Genomic DNA, 18,561 nt, shown 5'->3' on the forward strand with positions numbered 1-18,561 from the left:
CGCCCCGCGCCCCGCGCCCCGCGCCCCGCGCCCCGCGCCCCGCGCCCCGCGCCCCGCGCCCCGCGCCCCGCGCCCCGCGCCCCGCGCCCAAGATCGTGCTCGATCCTGGATGTAGTGGCCTCACCGACGCGCCGACACCACTACATCCAGGATCGAGCACGATCTTGCCGCCGTACTCCTGCGCGGTGAGGAAGATCCGCGCAACTTCCCGGATGTTGCTGCCTCAGACGGCCGGGAGGCAGCAACATCCCCGATGCTGCTGCCACGAAAGTGGTGCGGCCCGGGGCGGCGCGGCGCGGGGCGGCGCGGCGCGGGGCGGCGCGGCGCGGGGCGGCACGGCCCGGGGCGGCACGGCTTGGGGCGCGGGGCGGCACGGCGCGGGGCGGCACGGCCCGGGGCGCGGGGCGGCACGGCCCGGGGCGGCACGGCGCGGGGCGGCACGGCGCGGGGCGGCACGGCGCGGGGCGGCACGGCGCGGGGTGGCGGGGTGCGGCCCGGCGGGGTGCGGGGTGCGGCGCGGGACGGCACGTGGTGGCGCGGCGGGTGCGGAAACGCCCGTCGACTTTGGGCCGACGGGCGTTGGGTGGAGAAGCTCCCCCGATTGGACTCGAACCAATAACCTGCCGGTTAACAGCCGGCTGCTCTGCCAATTGAGCTACAGGGGATCGTGCTCCGCGCGGCTTCGGATCACCCCGACGCCGTGCGACGGGACAAGAGTACAGGACATTGCCCGGGGTTGGTCCAGTGGGTTCCCTCCCCACCCTCGCATCGACAAACGGGGTAAATCGCCATCCGGGCACAAGCATGCTTGAGCGGAGAGCAGGATGGGTAGTTAGCTGCGGACAGAGGACGCAGGCGCGAACAGGTCGCCTTCCGACGGGGCAACTCGCCGGGGTGACGGCGCGTCAGGTACGGAAGGAGCCGCCATGCGCGGAAAGATCATGTTTCTTGGCGGGCTGGCTGCGGGATTCGTCCTGGGCGCCCGTGCCGGCCGGGAGAAGTACGAAGAGCTCGTGGTCCGGGGCCGCAAGGTGCTCGACCACCCGACCGTCCAGGAGGCGGCCGGGGTCGCGCAGGCCCAGGCCACCAAGCTCTACAGCGAGGGTAAGGACAAGCTCGGCCAGACCAAACTGGGCGAGAAGCTGGGCACCGGCAACGGCAGCACCGGCACGCAGGAGTTGACCGCCGCCGACGACGCGTTCGCCGGCACGCCCGCCACCGTGGGCGCCAAGGCGGGCACCAGCACGGTCGGCACGACCTCCGGGTCGCCGTCGTCCACCAACCCCCGCACCAAGCCGTCCGGCTCGGGCACGAACGCCAGCACGCTCTGACCAATCGCACGTCGACGGGCCGGTCGCCTTAGGGCGACCGGCCCGTGGTCTGTCCGGCGTGCGGTCAGTCCTTGCTGCTGAACGCCGCGTCGAAGGCGGCGCTCGGAGCGTCGAAGGCGAGCCGGCGGACGAACTGCAGCGCCTCCGGGGCGCCGACCAGCCGGTCCATTCCGGCGTCTTCCCACTCCACCGAGATCGGGCCGTCGTAGCCGATCGCGTTCAACGCGCGGAAGCAGTCTTCCCAGGGCACGTCGCCGTGGCCGGTGGAGACGAAGTCCCACCCACGACGCAGGTCGGCCCAGGGCAGGTGCGAGGCGAGCCGGCCACGCCGGCCGTCACCGGTGCGCACCTTGGCGTCCTTGCAGTCCACGTGGTAGATCCGGTCGGCGAAGTCGAAGATGAAGTTCACCGGGTCCAGCTCCTGCCAGACGAAGTGCGACGGGTCCCAGTTCAGCCCGAACGCGGGCCGGTTGCCGATCGCCTCGAGCGTCCGCTTCGTCGTCCAGTAGTCGTACGCGATCTCACTCGGGTGTACCTCGTGCGCGAACCGCACGCCGACCTCGTCGAACACGTCGAGGATGGGGTTCCACCGGTCGGCGAAGTCCTGGTAGCCGCGCTCGATCATCGCCGGCGGCACCGGCGGGAACATCGCGAGGGTGTGCCAGATCGACGAACCGGTGAAGCCGACGACGGTCTTCACCCCGAGCTTCGCCGCCGCCCGCGCGGTGTCCTTGATCTCTTCGGCGGCCCGCTGACGAACCCCCTCGGGCTCCCCGTCGCCCCAGATCCGGCCGGGCAGGATGTCCTGGTGCCGCTCGTCGATCGGGTGGTCGCAGACCGCCTGACCGACAAGGTGGTTGGAGATGGTGAAGACCTGGAGGTTGTGCTTCGCCAGGGTCTCCTTCTTACGCTCGATGTACGAGTCGTCGGCGAGGGCCTTGTCGACCTCGAAGTGGTCGCCCCAGCAGGCGATCTCCAGACCGTCGTAGCCCCACTCGGAGGCGAGCCGGCAGACCTCCTCGAACGGAAGGTCGGCCCACTGGCCGGTGAAGAGCGTGATGGGTCGCGCCATTGTCCTTCTCCCCTGATGTGATGGGGATTCCATGTGCGGACCGGGGCGAGGGTGACCGGACGTACGCGACGCCCGGGGCGGTCACCGGTGGGTGCGGAACACACCTGAACCCGGCGGGTTGCGCCTCCCACCGGGTCACCGGCCACCAGCACGGTCGCCGCCCCCACCCTATTTCCGCGCCACCCCATCGGGGAAGCCCCGCAGCCGGCCGATCATTCGGCCACCTCCTCGGGTGCGGGCAGGACAGCCCGTACGGTGAAGCCGCCTCCAGCGCGCGGGCCGGCCGAGAACGTGCCGCCGAGCCGCTCGGTACGCCTGCGTACCCCGAGAAGACCTCGACCGGCGGCCTGGGTGCCGCCGCAGGACGGAGCGGGACCGGCGCCCTCGTCGCGGATCTCGATGGTGATGCCCGCGGCGTCGTAGCGCAGGCGGACGCCGACCGGGGCGCCCGGCGCGTGCCGGTCGGCGTTGGTCAGCGCTTCCTCGATGATCCGGTACGCCACCACGTCGACCGGGCCGGGCAGCGGGCGAGGTTGCCCCGCCATGGTCCACCGCACCGGTTGACCTGCGGTGAAGCCCTCCACCAGGGCGTCGAGACGGTTCAGGCTGGGCGTCGGCCCGGACGGGTCGTCGGGCTCGTCGGCCCGGCCCAGCGCACCCAGCAACTGATGGCCTCGCGCCAGCACCGTACCGCGCCACTGCGCGAACAACCCCATGCAGGTCAAGGTACGGCAGCCACCTGTGAACCACCGCCCCCCGCACCCCACCCCCAAACCCCACCCCCACCCCGGTCCCACACCCCCCACCCCGCCGATCTTGCACTTTGGGTTGCCGATACTTCGGCTTTGCGGCATTTATCGCCACCGAAAGTGCAAGATCGACGAGCGCAGAGGGCGGGGGGCGGGGGTGGGGAGGGGGTGGGGGTGGGGTTTGGGGGGTGGGGTGGGGTTTGGGGGGTGGGTGGGGGGTTAGCGGAGGGCTAGGCGGGCGGCTCGGGCGTCGCGCTTCTCCTCGAAGCGGCTGGCCGCGCGGTCCAGACCTTCCAGTTGGGCGGCCAGCTCCTCGCGGGCGGCTTCGCCGTCGGCGTTCAGGCCGGTCACGTTGAAGACGTCCCACTGCCGCAGAACCGGCTGCAGCACCTCGTCGCGGTGCTGGCGCAGGTCGTAGATGCCGGCCAGGGCGATCGCCACCGACTTGCGGGCGAAGCCCTCGATGCCGGCACCCGGCATCTGGAAGTCGGCCACCACGTCGGCGACGGCCCGCATGGCCTGGCTGGGGGCCAGCTCGAACGCGGCCGCGAGCAGGTTGCGGTAGAAGACCATGTGCAGGTTCTCGTCGGCGGCCACCCGGGCCAGCAGCGCCTCGCAGGTGGGGTCGCCGGTGGCCTTGCCGGTGTTGCGGTGCGAGATCCGGGTGGCCAGCTCCTGGAACGAGACGTACGCCAGTGAGTGCAGCACCTCGTCGCCGTGGGCGTTGGTGTAGCCCTCCGACATGTGCGTCATCCGGGCGCGCTCCAGCGCCACCGGGTCGACCGCCCGGCTGACGGTCAGGTAGTCGCGGATCGCGACACCGTGCCGGCCCTCCTCGGCGGTCCACCGGTGCACCCAGGTGCCCCACGCGCCGTCGCGACCGAAGAGGGTGGCGATCTCGTGGTGGTACGAGGGCAGGTTGTCCTCGGTCAGCAGGTTCACGATGAGCGCGGTACGGGCCACGTCCGGGATGGTGGAGTCGGTCGGCGACCACGCCTCGCCGCCGAGCGGCCCGTCGAAGGTCCGCCCCTCGCTCCACGGCACGTACTCGTGCGGGAACCACTCCTTGGCGAGCGAGAGGTGGCGGTCCAGGTTGCGGGCGACCACCGGCTCCAATTCGACGAGCAGCGCGGTCTGGCTCACTGTGGTGCTGACGGTCACGAGAAACTCCCTACGGTGGCGTAACTTACGCTACCGTAGGTCCCCGCGGCCGATAGCGCCAGTGGAGACACTCAACCGACAGCCGGCTTGAGGTCCACCAGGGGTGGCATCCACTCCTGGGCGTCTGCCGTGACCTGCTCACCGGAGCGGATGTCCTTCACCTCGTCCGGCGCTCCCTCGGCACCCGGGAACCAGACGTACGGGATGCCGCGGCGCTCGGCGTAGCGGATCTGCTTGCCGAACTTCGCCGCGCTCGGCGACACCTCGGTAGGGATACCGCGCGCCCGCAGCGCCGCCGCGATCCGCCCACTCGTCGAACGGTGCTCTTCGTCGGCCAACGCCACCAGGACACAGGTGGGCACGGAACGCGAGACCGGCAGCTCCCCCGCGCCGAAGAGCAGACCGAGCAGCCGGGTCACGCCGATCGAGATGCCCACCCCCGGGTACGAGACAGCGCCGGCGCTGGCCAGGTTGTCGTACCGGCCGCCGGAGCAGACCGAGCCGAACCGCTCGTAGCCACGCAGCTGGGTCTCGTAGACGGTGCCGGTGTAGTAATCCAGGCCCCGGGCGATGCGCAGGTCCGCCACGCAGAGGCCGGGCGAGTGCTCGGCCGCGGTCTCCACCACCCGAACCAGCTCCTCGATGCCCTCGTCGAGCAGCGGGTCGCTGACCCCGAGCGCGCGGACGGCGTCGGCGAACGACGCGTCCGGGGCGGAGATCTCGGCCAGCGCCAGGCATGCCTTGGCCTGCGCCTCGCTGGCACCCGCGGTCTGGGCCAGCAGCTCGGCCACCTTCGCCGGGCCAATCTTGTCGAGCTTGTCGACGGTACGCAGCGCCGCCTCCGGGTCGGTCACCCCGATGCCCCGGAAGAAGCCCTCCCAGATCTTGCGGTTGTTGACCTGGATCGTGACCGGCGGGATCGGCAACGAGCGCAGCGCGTCCCCGATCACCAGCGGCATCTCCGCCTCGTGGTGCCCGGCCAACGTGTCCCGGTCGACGATGTCGATGTCGGCCTGGACGAACTCCCGGTAGCGGCCCTCCTGCGGCCGCTCACCGCGCCACACCTTCTGGATCTGGTAGCGGCGGAACGGGAAGCTCAACTTTCCGGCGTTCTCCAGCACGTACCTGGCGAACGGCACGGTCAGGTCGAAGTGCAGGCCGAGCTGGTCGTCCGTGCCGGCCGCCTCGGCGTCGGCGTGCAGCCGCCGGATCACGTAGACCTCCTTCGAGGTCTCGCCCTTGCGCAGTAGCTGATCCAACGGCTCGACGGCGCGGGTCTCCAGCGGCGCGAAGCCGTACAGCTCGAAGGTGGCCCGGATCTTGTCGAGCACGAACTGCTCGACCATCCGCTGGCCGGGGTTCCACTCCGGGAAGCCGGAGATGGGCGTGGGCTTGCTCATCGGCGTACTCCTTGCGGTTCCGCGCCCGCGGCGCGGTGGTGTCGAGGGTCCGCGCGCGGCGCGGACGAAGATCTAGAGGCCCCGGGTGGGAGCGGCCGGCGACGTGCCGGCCACCTCCATGAGGTACGGGTTGCTGGCCCGCTCACGGCCGATGGTGGTGCTCGGGCCGTGGCCGGGCAGTACGACGGTGTCGTCGGCCAGCGGGAGGATCTTGTCGCGCAGGCTGGCGAGCATGGCCGGCATGCTCCCGCCCGGCAGGTCGGTGCGGCCGATCGACCCGGCGAAGAGCACGTCGCCGGAGAGGCACAGCTCGTCGGCCTCCCAGCTCGACCCGGCAGCGGGCAGCCGGAACAGCACCGACCCGCCGGTATGGCCCGGGGCATGGTCGACGGCGATCTCCAGGCCGGCGAGCGTGAGGGTGGCGCCGTCGGTCAGCTCCGCCACGTCCTCCGGCTCGGTGTAGGTCAGCCGGCCACCGAACAGCGACCTCAGGTCGGCCGAGAGGCCCTTGGACGGGTCGGCGAGCATCTCCCGGTCACCGGGGTGCACGTACGCGGTGATGCCGCGCGCACCGCAGACCGGCGCGACCGAGAACGTGTGGTCGATGTGCCCGTGGGTGAGCAGCACGGCGGCCGGATGCAGGCGGTGCTCGGCGAGCAGCGCGTCGAGCTGGTCGAGCACCCCGATGCCGGGGTCGACCACCACGCACTGCTCCCCCGGCGCGGTGGCGACCACGTAGCAGTTGGTGCCGAAGGCGTCCGCGGGAAAGCCGGCCACGAGCACGGGCGCTGTCCTTTCCGTCGAGCAGCTGTCGTCCTGCACAGCAGCCTATCGGGCGCGCCGAGCGAGTTTGCCGCGTCTGTCCCACCCGCCCCGTACGGCACAGTGACAACCTCCGATAAGCGCTGCTCGGGATGGGGTGGACCTCGTACACCACATTCCCAGTCACTAGCCGTACACTCTGGCGGGCGTGTGGCGCGGCACACGTGACGCCCGGACGGGCCGGGGCGACCGGCCGCCGGCGACGACCAGGTAGAGGAAAGGGGAGCACCGGTGGCTTCCAGCAGGGACCGGCAGCGCAAACTGGCGCGGGCAAAGCTCGACCGGCAGATGGTTCGCCGGGCCGCCGCCACGCGGCGGCGACGGCAGATCCAGGCCGGTGTCGGCGCCGCTCTGATCCTCGTGTTGGTCGTGGCCGGCTCGGCCTGGGCGCTCGGTGCGTTCGACTCCGACCCGAAGCAGGACACGGCCGCCGCGGACACCTGCCTCTGGACACCGCAGGACGCGACGGCGAACACCAACCTCAAGGACGTCGGCACGCCGCCCACCAAGGACCTGCCCACCGACGGCACCCGGCCGATGACGGTGACGACCAACCAGGGCGCGCCGATCACCGCGGAGCTGAGCCTGACCAACTCTCCGTGCGCGGCGGCGAGCATCGCCCACCTGGCGAGCCGGTCGTTCTACGACAACACCAAGTGCCACGAGATCACCACCGAGGGCGCGCTGCGCTGCGGCGACCCCAGCGGCACGGGTCTCGGTGGGCCGACCTACTCGTTCTACGACGAGGAGCTGCCGACCGTGCCGTCGGCGTCACCGTCGGCCAGCCCGGCCCCCGGCCAGCCGCCGACGTACCCGAAGGGCACCGTGGCGATGGTCTCCAACCCGCCGGGCAGCAACGGCAGCCAGTTCCTGGTCTTCTTCAAGGACTTCACCACCGCCGACCCGAAGTACCCGGTGATCGGCCGGGTGACCGGCGGGCTGGACGTGGTGGAGAAGATCGGCGCCCTCCCGACCGTGGACAATGGGACCGGGGCGAAGGTCAAGCCCAGCACCGACGTGACGATCCAGAGCCTCACGGTCGGTGAGCCGGTCAGCGGCGCCGCACCGGCGCCGTCGGCCTCCGGCACCCCGGCCAGCAGCCCGAGCGCCGGCTGACCGGGCGCCACCACCCACCCAAGCGGCACTCAGCAGCAGACAGCCAGGAGGATCCAGGCGTGACGTCCACCAGAGAGCGGCAGCGCGCGGCGGCACGCGCCCGGCTTGAGAAGGAGATGGCCGAGCGCTCGGCCAAGGCCCGCAAGCGCCGGCAGACGACGGCGATCGTCAGCGCGGGTGCCGCGCTGGTGCTCGTGGTCGCCGGCACCGTGTGGCTGGCGGTGAGCCTCGGCGGTGACGACGACAAGCCCGGCACCAACACCGCGGCGGCCGGTGCGTCCGAGTGCGTGTACAACGCGCTGCCCACCGAGCAGCGGCCCCCGCAGATCAAGGACGTGGGGGTGCCGAGCAACGAGCAGTCCGCCACCGGCGTGCAGACGATGACGATCGACACGAACCTCGGCCCGATCACCGCCAAGGTCGACAGGTCGTTGGTGCCGTGCACCGCGGGCAGCTTCACCCTCCTCGCGGAGAAGAACTTCTTCGACAACACCAAGTGCCACCGTCTCGTGACCGAGGGCATCAAGGTGTTGCAGTGCGGTGACCCGAGCGCCACCGGCAACGGCTGGCGGCCCACCGACGGCCAGGGCGGCCCGAGCTACCGCCTGCCCGAGGAGAACCTGCCCACCGACAAGCGCCCGCCGTACCCGGAGGGTGTCATCGCGATGGCCAACTCCGGCCAGCCGGGCAGCACCGGCAGCCAGTTCTTCATCGTCTACGGCGACTCGCCGTTGGACCCGGCGTACACCGTGCTGGGCACCATCACCGGCGGCCTCGACCTGGTCAAGGACGTGGCCAAGGCCGGCGACGACGGGGCGTTCGCCCAGCAGGCCGGCGGTGGCCACCCGAAGAAGGAGGTCATCATCAAGGACCTCACGATGAGCAACCCGCAGGGCTGACCACCGCACGCACGACGAAGCGCCCGCCGGCTGAGCCGGCGGGCGCTTTCGTGTTCCCAGGGTACGGGCGTTCAGGCCCCGGAGGTGACCCGGTAGGCGTCGAAGACGCCGTCGACCTTGCGGACCGTGGCCAGCAGGTGGCCCAGGTGCTTCGGGTCGGCCATCTCGAAGCTGAACCGGCTCACCGCCACCCGGTCGCGGGTGGTGGTGACGGTGGCGGACAGGATGTTGACCCGCTCGTCGGAGAGCACCCGGGTGACGTCGGCAAGCAACTTGTGCCGGTCCAGGGCCTCGACCTGGATGGCCACCAGGAACGTCGAGGCGGAGGTCAGCTTCCAACTCACCTCGACGACCCGCTCGCTCTGCGCGCGCAGGTCCTCGGCGTTGGCGCAGTCGTCGCGGTGCACGCTCACCCCGCCGGAGCGGGTGACGAAACCGAACACCGAGTCCGGTGGGACCGGGGTGCAGCAACGGGCCAGCTTGATCCAGACGTCGCTGACGCCGCGGACCACCACGCCCGGGTCGCTGCTGCTCTGCCGGCTGCGCGGCGGCCGGGTGGCGACGGCGGTCTCGGCGATGTCCTCCGCCGCGCCCTCCTCGCCCCCGTACGCGGCCATCAGCTTCTGCACCACCGACTGCGCGGAGACCTGGCTGTCGCCGACCGCCGCGTAGAGCGACGCCACGTCGGCCAGGTGCAGGTCCCGGGCGATCGACATGAGCGCGTCGGAGGTGAGCATCCGCTGCAGGGGCATGCCCTGCTTGCGCATCGCCTTGACGATCGCGTCCTTGCCGGCCTCGATCGCCTCCTCGCGGCGCTCCTTGTTGAAGTACTGGCGGATCTTCGTGCGGGCGCGCGGGCTCTTGACGAAGCCCAGCCAGTCCTGGGTGGGGCCGGCGGTCTCGGACTTCGACGTGAAGATCTCGATCACGTCGCCGTTGGACAGCGTCGACTCCAGCGGCACCAGCTTGCCGTTGACCCGCGCCCCGATGCACTTGTGCCCCACCTCGGTGTGCACGGCGTACGCGAAGTCCACCGGCGTCGAGCCGGTCGGCAGGGGGATGACGTCACCCTTCGGGGTGAAGACGTACACCTCCTGGCTGGACAGGTCGAAGCGCAGCGCGTCGAGGAACTCGCTCGGGTCGGCGGCCTCGCGCTGCCAGTCGAGCAACTGCCGCAGCCAGGTCATCTCGTCGATGTGCGCCGGCGGGCCGACGATCTGGGTGCCCTTGTGCTCCTTGTACTTCCAGTGCGCGGCGATGCCGAACTCGGCGGTGCGGTGCATCGCGTACGTGCGGATCTGCATCTCCACCGGCTTGCCGGTGGGCCCGATGACGGTCGTGTGCAACGACTGGTACATGTTGAACTTGGGCATCGCGATGTAGTCCTTGAAGCGACCCGGCACCGGCTGCCAGTTGGCGTGGATGACCCCCAGCGCCGCGTAGCAGTCGCGAACCGTGTCGACCAGGATGCGCACGCCCACCAGGTCGTAGATGTCGTTGAAGTCGCGACCCCGCACGATCATCTTCTGGTAGATCGAGTAGAGGTGCTTCGGCCGTCCGGTGGTCTCCGCCTTGATCTTGGCGGCCTTCAGGTCGGTGCCGACCTTCTGGGTGACCTGCCGCAACAGCGACTCCCGCTGCGGCTGGTGTTCCCCGATCAGCCGGTTGATCTCCTCGTACCGCTTCGGGAACAGCGTGCCGAAGGAGAGGTCCTCCAGCTCCCACTTGATCGTGTTCATACCGAGCCGGTGCGCCAACGGCGCCAGGATCTCAAGCGTCTCCTTGGCCTTCTGCTCCTGCTTGGGGCGGGGCAGGAAGGTCAGGGTGCGCATGTTGTGCAGCCGATCGGCCAGCTTGATCACCAGGACCCGCGGGTCCTTCGCCATCGCCACGACCATCTTGCGGATCGTCTCGGCCTTGGCCGCGTCACCAAGCTTGACCTTGTCGAGCTTCGTGACGCCGTCGACGAGCAGGGCGACCTCGCCGCCGAAGTCCGCGCGCATCTGGTCGAGGGTGTACTCGGTGTCCTCGATCGTGTCGTGCAGCAGCGCGGCGACGAGCGTGGTGGTGTCCATCCCCAGGTTGCCGAGGATCGTCGCCACGGCCAGGGGGTGGGTGATGTAGGGGTCACCGGACTTGCGGTACTGCCCGGAGTGCCACCGCGCGGCCGTGTCGAAGGCGCGCTGGAGCAGCCGGGCGTCGGCCTTGGGGTGGTTGTCCCGATGGCTGGCGATCAGCGGCTCCAGCACCTCGCTGACCTGTGAGGTCTGCCAGGGCGCGTTGAACCGGGCCAGCCGGGCCCGGACCCGCCGGCCGGTTGGCGCGTTGGACAGCGCGAAGCCACCGCTCGGCGACGGATCGATGCCCGCGTCGGTCGGGAACGGCACCACCACACCGTCGGCGCCGGGGGACCCCTCGGCGCTCGGCGGGCCACCTGTCGGACGTGCCGCGCTCTCGCCGGAAACCCTGCCGGAGCCGTTGCCGGTGCCCGTCACCCGGGCCGGCACGTCGCCCGTCCGGTCGGTCACCGAGCCGTCAGCGTCGCCTGTCGGGTGCACCGTGCCCTCCGCCGGAGGGACGACATCGTGGGACACCGGCCTCCTCACCGCTCGCCGGAAAAACACCTGCCGAACATCGGCCGGCCTGGTCTTCGCCCGCCGGACGGGGTACCGCCGGCGTCAGCAAAGGGCAATGCTACCCGCACGGACGGTCCCCTGCCGCTCCGCCGGACGGTCGGCGCCGAGTCCATCCCGTGGATCCGGGGCCAAACGGTCAGCAGGGCACCAGCGGGCTCAAACGGTCAGCAGGGCGTGGACGGGACGCGGCGCCAGACGCTCGCGCCCACCCAGGAAACCGAGCTCCAGCAGCACGGTGAAGCCGCTGACGGTCCCGCCGGCCCGCTCCACCAGATCAAGCGTCGCCTCGGCGGTGCCACCGGTGGCCAGCACGTCGTCGACCACCAGCACCCGGTGCCCGGCGGTGAAGGCGTCCTCGTGCACCTCGAGGGTCGCCTCGCCGTACTCCAGCTCGTAGGAGACCGAGTGCGCCGGGCGGGGCAGCTTGCCGGCCTTGCGCACCGGCACCACACCCACCCCGGTCGCGTACGCGATGGCCGCCGCGACGACGAACCCCCGCGCCTCGATGCCGACCACCACGTCGAAGGCGTCCCGCCCGTGGTACGAGACGATCCCGTCGATCACCTCACGGAAGACCCTGCCGTCGGCGAACAGTGGCATCAGGTCCTTGAACATGACGCCGGGCTTGGGGAAGTCGGGCACGTCCAGCACCCGACTGGCGACCAGTCGGGCAACCTCCGGGCCACTGTCCCCGCGCGCTGCGGCGCTGTGGGTCTCCGTCACGGCTGTTTCGCTCTCCTTCGACGACGAACGGCGTCCGGCAACAGCATGCCGGACGCCGTTCGGGTGTTTCCTGTCGGGTCAGCGCCGCTTGGCGCCACCCGGCCGGTTGCCGCCGCCACCCGGGCGACCGCCCCGGGCGCCGGTGGGACGCTTGCCCGCCGGCCGAGCGCCCACCTTGGGGGCGGCACCGGCCAGCGCAGCGGCGTCCTGGTCGACCGGCTCGTCGGTCGCGTCGGCCTGGTCCGCCGAACTCGCGGCGGAACCCTTACCGACGACCTCGCCACGGACGCCCGCGCCCCGCCGGGACAGCACACGCTTGTTGTGCGCCTGGATCCGCGGGTCGTAGTTCTTCAGCAGCGCCAGCAGCGGGGTCGCCACCAGGATGGACGTCAGGAACGCCACCGCCATACCGACGAACAGCACCAGACCGAGGTCCTTCAGGGTGCCCGCGCCGAGCAGGCCGGCACCGATGAAGAGCAGACCGCCGACCGGCAGCAGCGCCACCACCGACGTGTTCAACGACCGCATCAGGCTCTGGTTGACGGCCAGGTTCGACGCCTCGGCGTACGTCTGGTTGTTGTTGGCGGTGATGCCCCGGGTGTTCTCCTGGACCTTGTCGAAGACCACCACCACGTCGTAGAGCGCGAAGCCCAGAATGGTGAGGAAGCCGATGATCGTCGACGGGGTGACCTCGAAGCCGACAAGCGAGTAGATGCCGGCGGTGAGGACCAGGTTCGTGATCAGCGAGGCGACCGCGGCCACGGCCATCCGCCACTCGAAGCGCAGGATCAGGTAGACCATCACCAGCGCGATGAAGATGATCAGACCGAGCACGGCCCGCTCGGTGACCTGGCTGCCCCACGCCTCGCTGACCTGGTTGCCGCTGATCTCGTTGGCGTTGATGCCGAGGTCCTCGGCGATCTGGGCCTTTACCGCGTTGGCCTGCTCGACGGTGAGCTGCGGCGTACGCAGCTCGTACGAGTCGCCGCCCGTCCCGCCGACCTTCTGCGTGGTGGCCACCTCGACGCCGGTGTTCTCCGAAGCGAGGGCCGAGTTGACCTCCCGCTCGGCGTCGTCGATCGTGCCGACGCTCGCCGGCACCTGGAACGAGTTGCCGCCGGCGAACTCGATGCCCAGGCTGAACCCACGGATCGAGAAGCTGAGGATCGCGATCAGGACCAGGACCCCGGCGACGCCGAACCAGAGCTTGCGCCGGCCGACGATGTTGAGACCGGCCTCGCCGTTGTAGAGGCGGCTCGCCAGACCGTTTTCAGCCATCTCAGGCCTCCTTGGCGCGCGGGTTGCGGGGCTGCTGAGTCGGCTGGTTGCGGGCCGGGAGTGCCCGACCCAGACCGCTGACCCGCGGGGAAAGGAACGCCCGGGTCCGGGCGAACATCGTCATGATCGGGTGCCGGAAGAGGAAGACCACCACCAGGTCCAGCACGGTGGCCAGGCCCAGCGCGAACGCGAAGCCCTTGACCGTGCCGACCGAGACCACGTAGAGCACCACCGCGGAGAGCAGGGTGATCGCGTTGGCCGAGATGATCGTCCGACGGGCCCGGATCCAGGCGCGGGGCACCGCGCTCCGCGGGCTGCGCCCCTCCCGGATCTCGTCTTTCAGTCGTTCGAAGTAGATGACGAACGAGTCCGCCGCCACACCGAGCGAGACGATCATTCCGGCGATGCCGGCGAGGGTGAGCGTGAAGCCGATCTGCCGGCCGAGCACCACGAGCGCGCCGAAGACCAGCAGCGCGGAGAGGATGAGGCTCAGGAAGATCACCGAGCCGAGCAGCCGGTAGTAGAAGAACGCGTAGATGATGACCAGCAGCATGCCGATGCCGGCCGCGAGCAGACCGGCACGCAGGTGGCTGGCGCCCAGCGTGGCGGTGACGTTCTGCGCCTCCTGCTGCTCGAAGGTCACCGGCAGCGCGCCGTAGCGGAGCTGACCCGCGAGGGTGCTGGCGTCCTTCTGCGTGAAGGTGCCGGTGATCTGGGAGTTGCCGGTCAGCACGCCCTGGATCTCCGGCGAGGAGACGATCTCGTTGTCCAGCACGACGGCGACCCGGCATTTGCCGTCCTGACCCAGAGCGGTCGCGTCGCAGGCCTGGCCCTCGTTGTTGAACGCCTCACGGGTCAACGAGGTCCACTTGCCCTGGCCGTCGCCGGTGAAGTCCAGGCTGACCACCCAGGAGTTGGTCTGGTCGAGCACCGCGTCCGCGTCGGACACGTCGGTGCCCAGCACCTTGGCCTTGTCGAGCAGGTACTTCGACGCGCCGTCCTCGCAGGAGACGACCTGCTGGTTGGCGTCGGAGATCGACGCCGGGGGGCGCTGGTCGAGCTGCCCGCAGCCGATCGTCGGCACGTTGAACTGCATCTGCGCCGGCAGGACCGCGATCTCCTGCGGAGACAGCGCGCCGAACGGCTTGAGCTTCTCGGCCAGCGACGGGTCGGCGCTCAGGTCGGCCGGGGCCTGCAACCCGTTGGCGGCCTGCCACGTGGCGGCGCCGACCTTCTGCTCGACGGCCTTGCGCTGCTGCTCGATGCTGGCCGGAACCGGCTCGGCACTTGCGGTGGGCGCGGCGGCGCTCGGCGAGGCCGTGGCGGACGCGGCAGGGGTCGGCGTGGCGCTCGGCGACGCCGGGGCCATTCCGCCCTGACCGCCGCTCGGCGACGAGGTCACCTTCGGCGAGGCGCTGCCGGTCGGGGTCGCGGCACCGGACGGGGTCGCGCTGCCGGACGGGGCGGCACTGCCGGACGGGGCCGGCGTGGCGGCGGGCGGCGCCTCGGCCACCCCGCTGCCGGAGGCGGCCTTGAGCACCTTGCGGAAGCGCAGCTCGGCCGCGCTGCCCACGTCGGTGAGGTCCCGGTTCTCACCGGGCAGGGAGATGACGATGTTGCGGTTGCCCTCGGTGACCACCTCGGCCTCGGCCACGCCGAACGCGTTGACCCGGCTCTCGATGATCTCGCGGGCCTCTTCGAGGTTCTCCGCCGTCGGGGGCTTGCCGTCGACGCTGTTGGTCGCCTCCAGTGTCACCCGCGTGCCGCCGATGAGGTCCAGGCCGAGCTTGGGCTCGAGCCGGTCCTTCAAGCTGCCGCTGGCGCCGGCGAAGAACACCAAAAGATAGAGGACCACGAAGATGAACCCGAGCACGGCGAGCTGCCGCCCGGGGCGCATCTGTCCCTGAGGTGGTGCCACGGCTGTCCTGTCTCCCTGTACGGTCGCGCCGCTGTCGCAGCGGCGGCGGGTGTCGGGCCGGGGGTTCCGCCCGACGGTCTGCCTTGAGCCGACGAGGTGCCGACACGAGGACCGGGCACCCCCGGCGCGGAACGCCGACGGTCACGGGAACGTGCCGACGCCCGGCGTCGACCCAACTATCCAGTTTTCACGTCTCGTCCGCTGCCCCGTCGGGCGCGACGACCCGGAAGCCGGGTCGACCGGCAGTACGCCGGACTCGCCGCTCCCGGAGGGGAGGGGTCAGTCCTTGACGGTGTCCGCGTCCTCGGTGACCGGCTCGCTCGGCAGTTCCGCGCGGGTGACCACCCGCGCGATGGCCGGGCGGGCGTACCGGGTCTGCACGCCCGGGGCGACCTCGATCAGGACGGTGTCGTCCTCGATGCCGGTGACCGTGCCGTAGAGCCCACCGATGGTCACGACCTCGTCGCCGGGGCCGAGGTTGGACTGCATCGACTCTGCCTCTTTGCGGCGCTTCTGCTGCGGACGGATCATCATGAAGTACATGACACCGAAGAGCAGGGCGATCATCAGGATCGGCGTGAAACCGCCGGCCCCGCCACCCGCTGCTGCCAATTGCACGGTTACTGACCTTCCCATTGGCCACCTGCCCGGCACCGGGGTGCCGGAGCGGAGGCGGATTCTCACGTCCTGTACAGACCGCGGCGAAGTCTAAACCCTGCACCTGGGAACGCCGAATGCGGCACAGATCACGTTCACATCACGGCTGATCGGCGTCCAACGAGAACAAGTCGGGCACGGGTGGACTATCTGCACCAAATGTACCATTCGGCGGTGTGCGCCCCAGATGCCGCCAGGCGGCCTCGGTCGCCACCCGACCCCGGGGCGTCCGCGCCAACAGGCCAGCCCGCACCAGGAACGGCTCACAGACCTCCTCGACCGTGTCCGGCTGCTCCCCCACCGCCACCGCGAGGGTGGACAACCCGACCGGACCGCCCCGGAACGAGTCGACCAACGCGGTCAGCACCGCACGGTCCAACCGGTCCAGGCCAAGCGCGTCCACGTCGTACACGACCAGGGCCGCGCGGGCGGTGTCGAGATCGACCACCCCGTCCGCCCGGACCTCGGCGTAGTCACGGACCCGGCGCAGCAGCCGGTTGGCGATCCGCGGCGTGCCCCGCGACCGACCGGCGACCTCGGTCGCGCCCTCGGCGGTGATCGGCACCCCCAGGATCCGCGCCGAACGGTGCAGCAACGTCTCCAGGTCCGCCGGGGAGTAGAAGTCCAGGTGCGCGACGAAACCGAACCGGTCCCGCATCGGCCCGGTCAGCAACCCCGAACGGGTCGTCGCGCCGACCAGGGTGAACGGCTCGACATCAAGCGGAATCGCCGTCGCCCCCGGACCCTTGCCCACCACCACGTCGACCCGGAAGTCCTCCATCGCGCTGTACAGCAACTCCTCCGCCGGCCGCGCGATCCGATGGATCTCGTCGATGAAGAGCACGTCACCCTCGGCCAGGCTGGTCAGGATCGCCGCCAGGTCACCCGAACGCTCGATCGCCGGGCCGCTGGTCACCCGGATACCCGTGCCCAGCTCGGCGGCGACGATGTTGGCCAGACTCGTCTTACCCAACCCGGGTGGGCCGGACAGCAGAATGTGGTCCGGCGGCGCACCCCGCCGCATGGCGCCCTGCAACAACAGGTCGAGCTGGTCACGTACCCGGTCCTGGGCGATGAACTCGGCCAACCGCTTCGGCCGTACCGTCGCCTCCGCGTCAAGGTCGGCGTCGCTGACGTACGCCGAGACGAGCCCGTCGGTCTCGCTCATTGTTCCGCCCTCATTCGCGACTGCGAGGCTCGCAAACCCGGCTCACTCCGCACGCTCATCGTGCCGCCTGGGCGCTCATCGGGTGCGGCCCAGCAGTCGGATGGCCTGCTTGAGCAGGACCGGCACCGGCGGGGTCTCGCCCTCGATCGACTCCGCCACCGCGGCCACCGCCTGGTCGGCCTGCCCGGCCGTCCAGCCCAACCCCACCAACGCCTGCCGGACCTGGTCGGGCCAGCTGCCGCGGGTCACCCCGGTCACCCCGTCGGCGCCGATCGGCACCGGCCCGATCCGGTCGCGCAGCTCCAGCACCAGCCGTTCCGCACCCTTCTTACCAATCCCGGGTACGCGGGTCAGGGCCGCCGTGTCAGCGTTGGCGATCGCCTTGCGTACCGCGTCCGGGGAGTGCACCGCCAGCACCGCCTGGGCCAGGCGCGGGCCGACCCCACTGGCAGTCTGGAGCAGCTCGAACAGTGACTTCGCGTCGTCGTCGGCGAAGCCGTAGAGAGTCAGCGAGTCTTCCCGCACGATCAGACTGGTCGCGAGCCGGGCGACCTGGCCGACCCGCAGCTCCGCGAGGGTCCCCGGAGCGCAGTGCACGGCGAGCCCGACCCCGCCGACCTCGATCACCGCCTGGTCCGGACCTGTCGCGGTCACCGTACCGCGCACACTGGCGATCATCGTGCTCCTCCTCGTCGTGCCCGGTCGGCCGCGGCGGCCAGCTTCGAGCGGGTCCCGCCGCGCCACACGTGGCAGATGGCCAGGGCCAGCGCGTCCGCGGCGTCGGCCGGCTTCGGCGGCTCGGCCAGCCGCAACAGCCGGGTCACCATCGCGGTCATCTGCGCCTTGTCGGCCTGACCGGACCCGGTCACCGCCGCCTTCACCTCACTCGGCGTGTACGTCTGCACCGGCAACCCGGCGCGCGCCCCCGCCAACACGGCGATGCCACTGGCCTGCGCGGTGCCCATGACCGTACGAACGTTGTGCTGACTGAACACCCGCTCGACGGCGACACTCTCCGGCTCGTGCTTGGCCACCAACTCGCCAAGCGACCGATCCAGGTGCAAAAGGCGCATTGCCAGGTCGTCGGCCGGGTCGGTGTAGACCACGTAGTAGGCGACGAGTGTGCAGGGCCGGCCGGGCACACCCTCGACCACGCCCACCCCACACCGGGTCAACCCCGGGTCCACGCCGAGCACGCGCACGCCGCCCCTCCCCCAAACTGTCAGCAGTACGTGTGTTCGACACCCTAACCGGCGCCCTTCCCACGAGCCCCACGGGACACGCCCCGAGCCCCACGGGACACGCCCCGAGCCCCACGCCCCACGCCCCACGCCCCACGCCCCACGCCCCACGCCCCACGCCCCACGCCCCACGCCCCACGCCCCACGCCCCACGCCCCACGCCCCAGATCGTCACAACATCAGGCACGTTGCGCGGATCTTGGCGGACCCAGACTCCTACCGACGCACAGGTGCGTGATTCGGACACCCATAGCCGCCAAGATCGCGCTCGAACCAGGATCGAGTGGTCACACAACGGGCGGTTTCAAGCGGCGGTTGCAACCAGGTGTTTGTGGAGTACCTCGGCTGGATTCTGCCAGTCGAGGGTTTGGCGTGGCCGTGCGTTGAGTT

At 70.8% G+C, this 18,561-nt stretch carries 16 protein-coding genes and 1 tRNA gene; 3 read left to right on the forward strand and 14 right to left on the reverse strand.

All coding sequences use genetic code 11. The annotated features are described in order from the left end of the window. Positions 1–592: 592 nt before the first annotated feature. Positions 593–665 (reverse strand) — tRNA-Asn (locus tag AB0C15_RS32110). A gap of 261 nt (positions 666–926) precedes the next feature. On the opposite strand from AB0C15_RS32110, the gene AB0C15_RS32115 reads away from it, so the two are divergent. Further along, positions 927–1,331, forward strand: coding sequence for a hypothetical protein (locus AB0C15_RS32115; protein ID WP_357358432.1), 405 nt, complete (start codon positions 927–929; stop codon positions 1,329–1,331). A gap of 64 nt (positions 1,332–1,395) precedes the next feature. On the opposite strand, the gene AB0C15_RS32120 is transcribed toward AB0C15_RS32115, so the two are convergent. The 5 genes from AB0C15_RS32120 to AB0C15_RS32140 all read right to left on the reverse strand — a co-directional run bounded on the left by AB0C15_RS32120 (position 1,396) and on the right by AB0C15_RS32140 (position 6,496). Next, complete coding sequence (locus tag AB0C15_RS32120; RefSeq protein ID WP_357358434.1) at positions 1,396–2,403, reverse strand: sugar phosphate isomerase/epimerase family protein; 1,008 nt, start codon at positions 2,401–2,403, stop codon at positions 1,396–1,398. A gap of 212 nt (positions 2,404–2,615) precedes the next feature. Continuing rightward, the gene (locus AB0C15_RS32125; protein WP_357358436.1) at positions 2,616–3,119 is read right to left on the reverse strand and encodes an ATP-binding protein; all 504 of its coding nucleotides are present in this window, start codon (positions 3,117–3,119) and stop codon (positions 2,616–2,618) included. Between the two features lie 252 nt (positions 3,120–3,371). Then, a complete protein-coding gene (locus tag AB0C15_RS32130; protein WP_357358438.1) occupies positions 3,372–4,313 on the reverse strand; it encodes an acyl-ACP desaturase in 942 nt (313 codons plus the stop codon). Between the two features lie 71 nt (positions 4,314–4,384). Further along, complete coding sequence (gene hisS / locus AB0C15_RS32135; RefSeq protein ID WP_357358440.1) at positions 4,385–5,713, reverse strand: histidine--tRNA ligase; 1,329 nt, start codon at positions 5,711–5,713, stop codon at positions 4,385–4,387. A gap of 72 nt (positions 5,714–5,785) precedes the next feature. Next, on the reverse strand, positions 5,786–6,496 hold the full coding sequence (locus tag AB0C15_RS32140) for an MBL fold metallo-hydrolase (protein ID WP_357358442.1): 711 nt from the start codon (positions 6,494–6,496) through the stop codon (positions 5,786–5,788). Positions 6,497–6,766: 270 nt separating this feature from the next. Between AB0C15_RS32140 and AB0C15_RS32145 the strand changes: the two genes are divergently transcribed. Together AB0C15_RS32145 and AB0C15_RS32150 are read left to right on the forward strand one after the other, a co-directional pair. Further along, on the forward strand, positions 6,767–7,651 hold the full coding sequence (locus AB0C15_RS32145; RefSeq protein WP_357358444.1) for a peptidylprolyl isomerase: 885 nt from the start codon (positions 6,767–6,769) through the stop codon (positions 7,649–7,651). 59 nt (positions 7,652–7,710) lie between these two features. After that, positions 7,711–8,550, forward strand: a complete 840-nt coding sequence (locus AB0C15_RS32150; protein WP_357358446.1) for a peptidylprolyl isomerase — start codon at positions 7,711–7,713, stop codon at positions 8,548–8,550. Between the two features lie 71 nt (positions 8,551–8,621). On the opposite strand, the gene AB0C15_RS32155 is transcribed toward AB0C15_RS32150, so the two are convergent. The 8 genes from AB0C15_RS32155 to ruvC all read right to left on the reverse strand — a co-directional run bounded on the left by AB0C15_RS32155 (position 8,622) and on the right by ruvC (position 18,132). Beyond that, positions 8,622–11,144 carry a bifunctional (p)ppGpp synthetase/guanosine-3',5'-bis(diphosphate) 3'-pyrophosphohydrolase gene (locus AB0C15_RS32155; protein WP_357358448.1) on the reverse strand — a complete coding sequence of 841 codons (2,523 nt, stop codon included), beginning with the start codon at positions 11,142–11,144 and terminating at the stop codon, positions 8,622–8,624. Between the two features lie 198 nt (positions 11,145–11,342). Next, entirely contained in the window at positions 11,343–11,909 is a 567-nt protein-coding gene (locus AB0C15_RS32160) for an adenine phosphoribosyltransferase (RefSeq protein WP_357358450.1), read from the reverse strand. Between the two features lie 78 nt (positions 11,910–11,987). Continuing rightward, positions 11,988–13,187 (reverse strand): protein translocase subunit SecF, encoded by a 1,200-nt coding sequence (gene secF, locus AB0C15_RS32165; protein WP_357358452.1) that lies wholly within the window; start codon positions 13,185–13,187, stop codon positions 11,988–11,990. A 1-nt stretch (position 13,188) separates the two neighbouring features. Next, a complete protein-coding gene (secD, locus tag AB0C15_RS32170; protein ID WP_357358454.1) occupies positions 13,189–15,105 on the reverse strand; it encodes a protein translocase subunit SecD in 1,917 nt (638 codons plus the stop codon). A 279-nt stretch (positions 15,106–15,384) separates the two neighbouring features. Further along, complete coding sequence (gene yajC / locus AB0C15_RS32175; protein ID WP_357358456.1) at positions 15,385–15,723, reverse strand: preprotein translocase subunit YajC; 339 nt, start codon at positions 15,721–15,723, stop codon at positions 15,385–15,387. Between the two features lie 139 nt (positions 15,724–15,862). Beyond that, positions 15,863–16,930, reverse strand: coding sequence for a Holliday junction branch migration DNA helicase RuvB (gene ruvB / locus AB0C15_RS32180; RefSeq protein WP_357358458.1), 1,068 nt, complete (start codon positions 16,928–16,930; stop codon positions 15,863–15,865). A 75-nt stretch (positions 16,931–17,005) separates the two neighbouring features. Beyond that, a complete protein-coding gene (ruvA, locus tag AB0C15_RS32185; RefSeq protein ID WP_357358460.1) occupies positions 17,006–17,608 on the reverse strand; it encodes a Holliday junction branch migration protein RuvA in 603 nt (200 codons plus the stop codon). Beyond that, the gene (gene ruvC, locus AB0C15_RS32190) at positions 17,605–18,132 is read right to left on the reverse strand and encodes a crossover junction endodeoxyribonuclease RuvC (protein ID WP_357358462.1); all 528 of its coding nucleotides are present in this window, start codon (positions 18,130–18,132) and stop codon (positions 17,605–17,607) included. Before ruvC ends, ruvA begins: the two co-directional genes overlap by 4 nt. Positions 18,133–18,561: the final 429 nt, after the last annotated feature.

Source organism: Micromonospora sp. NPDC048835 (assembly GCF_040649995.1).
GTDB lineage: Bacteria > Actinomycetota > Actinomycetes > Mycobacteriales > Micromonosporaceae > Micromonospora.

Excerpts from the sequence above, each read along its gene's own strand:
- AB0C15_RS32120 (WP_357358434.1), bottom strand. The coding sequence starts at position 2,403 with ATGGCGCGACCCATCACGCTCTTCACCGGCCAGTGGGCCGACCTTCCG.
- AB0C15_RS32115 (WP_357358432.1), top strand. The coding sequence starts at position 927 with ATGCGCGGAAAGATCATGTTTCTTGGCGGGCTGGCTGCGGGATTCGTC.
- AB0C15_RS32125 (WP_357358436.1), bottom strand. The coding sequence starts at position 3,119 with ATGGGGTTGTTCGCGCAGTGGCGCGGTACGGTGCTGGCGCGAGGCCAT.
- secF (WP_357358452.1), bottom strand. The coding sequence starts at position 13,187 with ATGGCTGAAAACGGTCTGGCGAGCCGCCTCTACAACGGCGAGGCCGGT.
- hisS (WP_357358440.1), bottom strand. The coding sequence starts at position 5,713 with ATGAGCAAGCCCACGCCCATCTCCGGCTTCCCGGAGTGGAACCCCGGC.
- ruvB (WP_357358458.1), bottom strand. The coding sequence starts at position 16,930 with ATGAGCGAGACCGACGGGCTCGTCTCGGCGTACGTCAGCGACGCCGAC.
- ruvA (WP_357358460.1), bottom strand. The coding sequence starts at position 17,608 with ATGATCGCCAGTGTGCGCGGTACGGTGACCGCGACAGGTCCGGACCAG.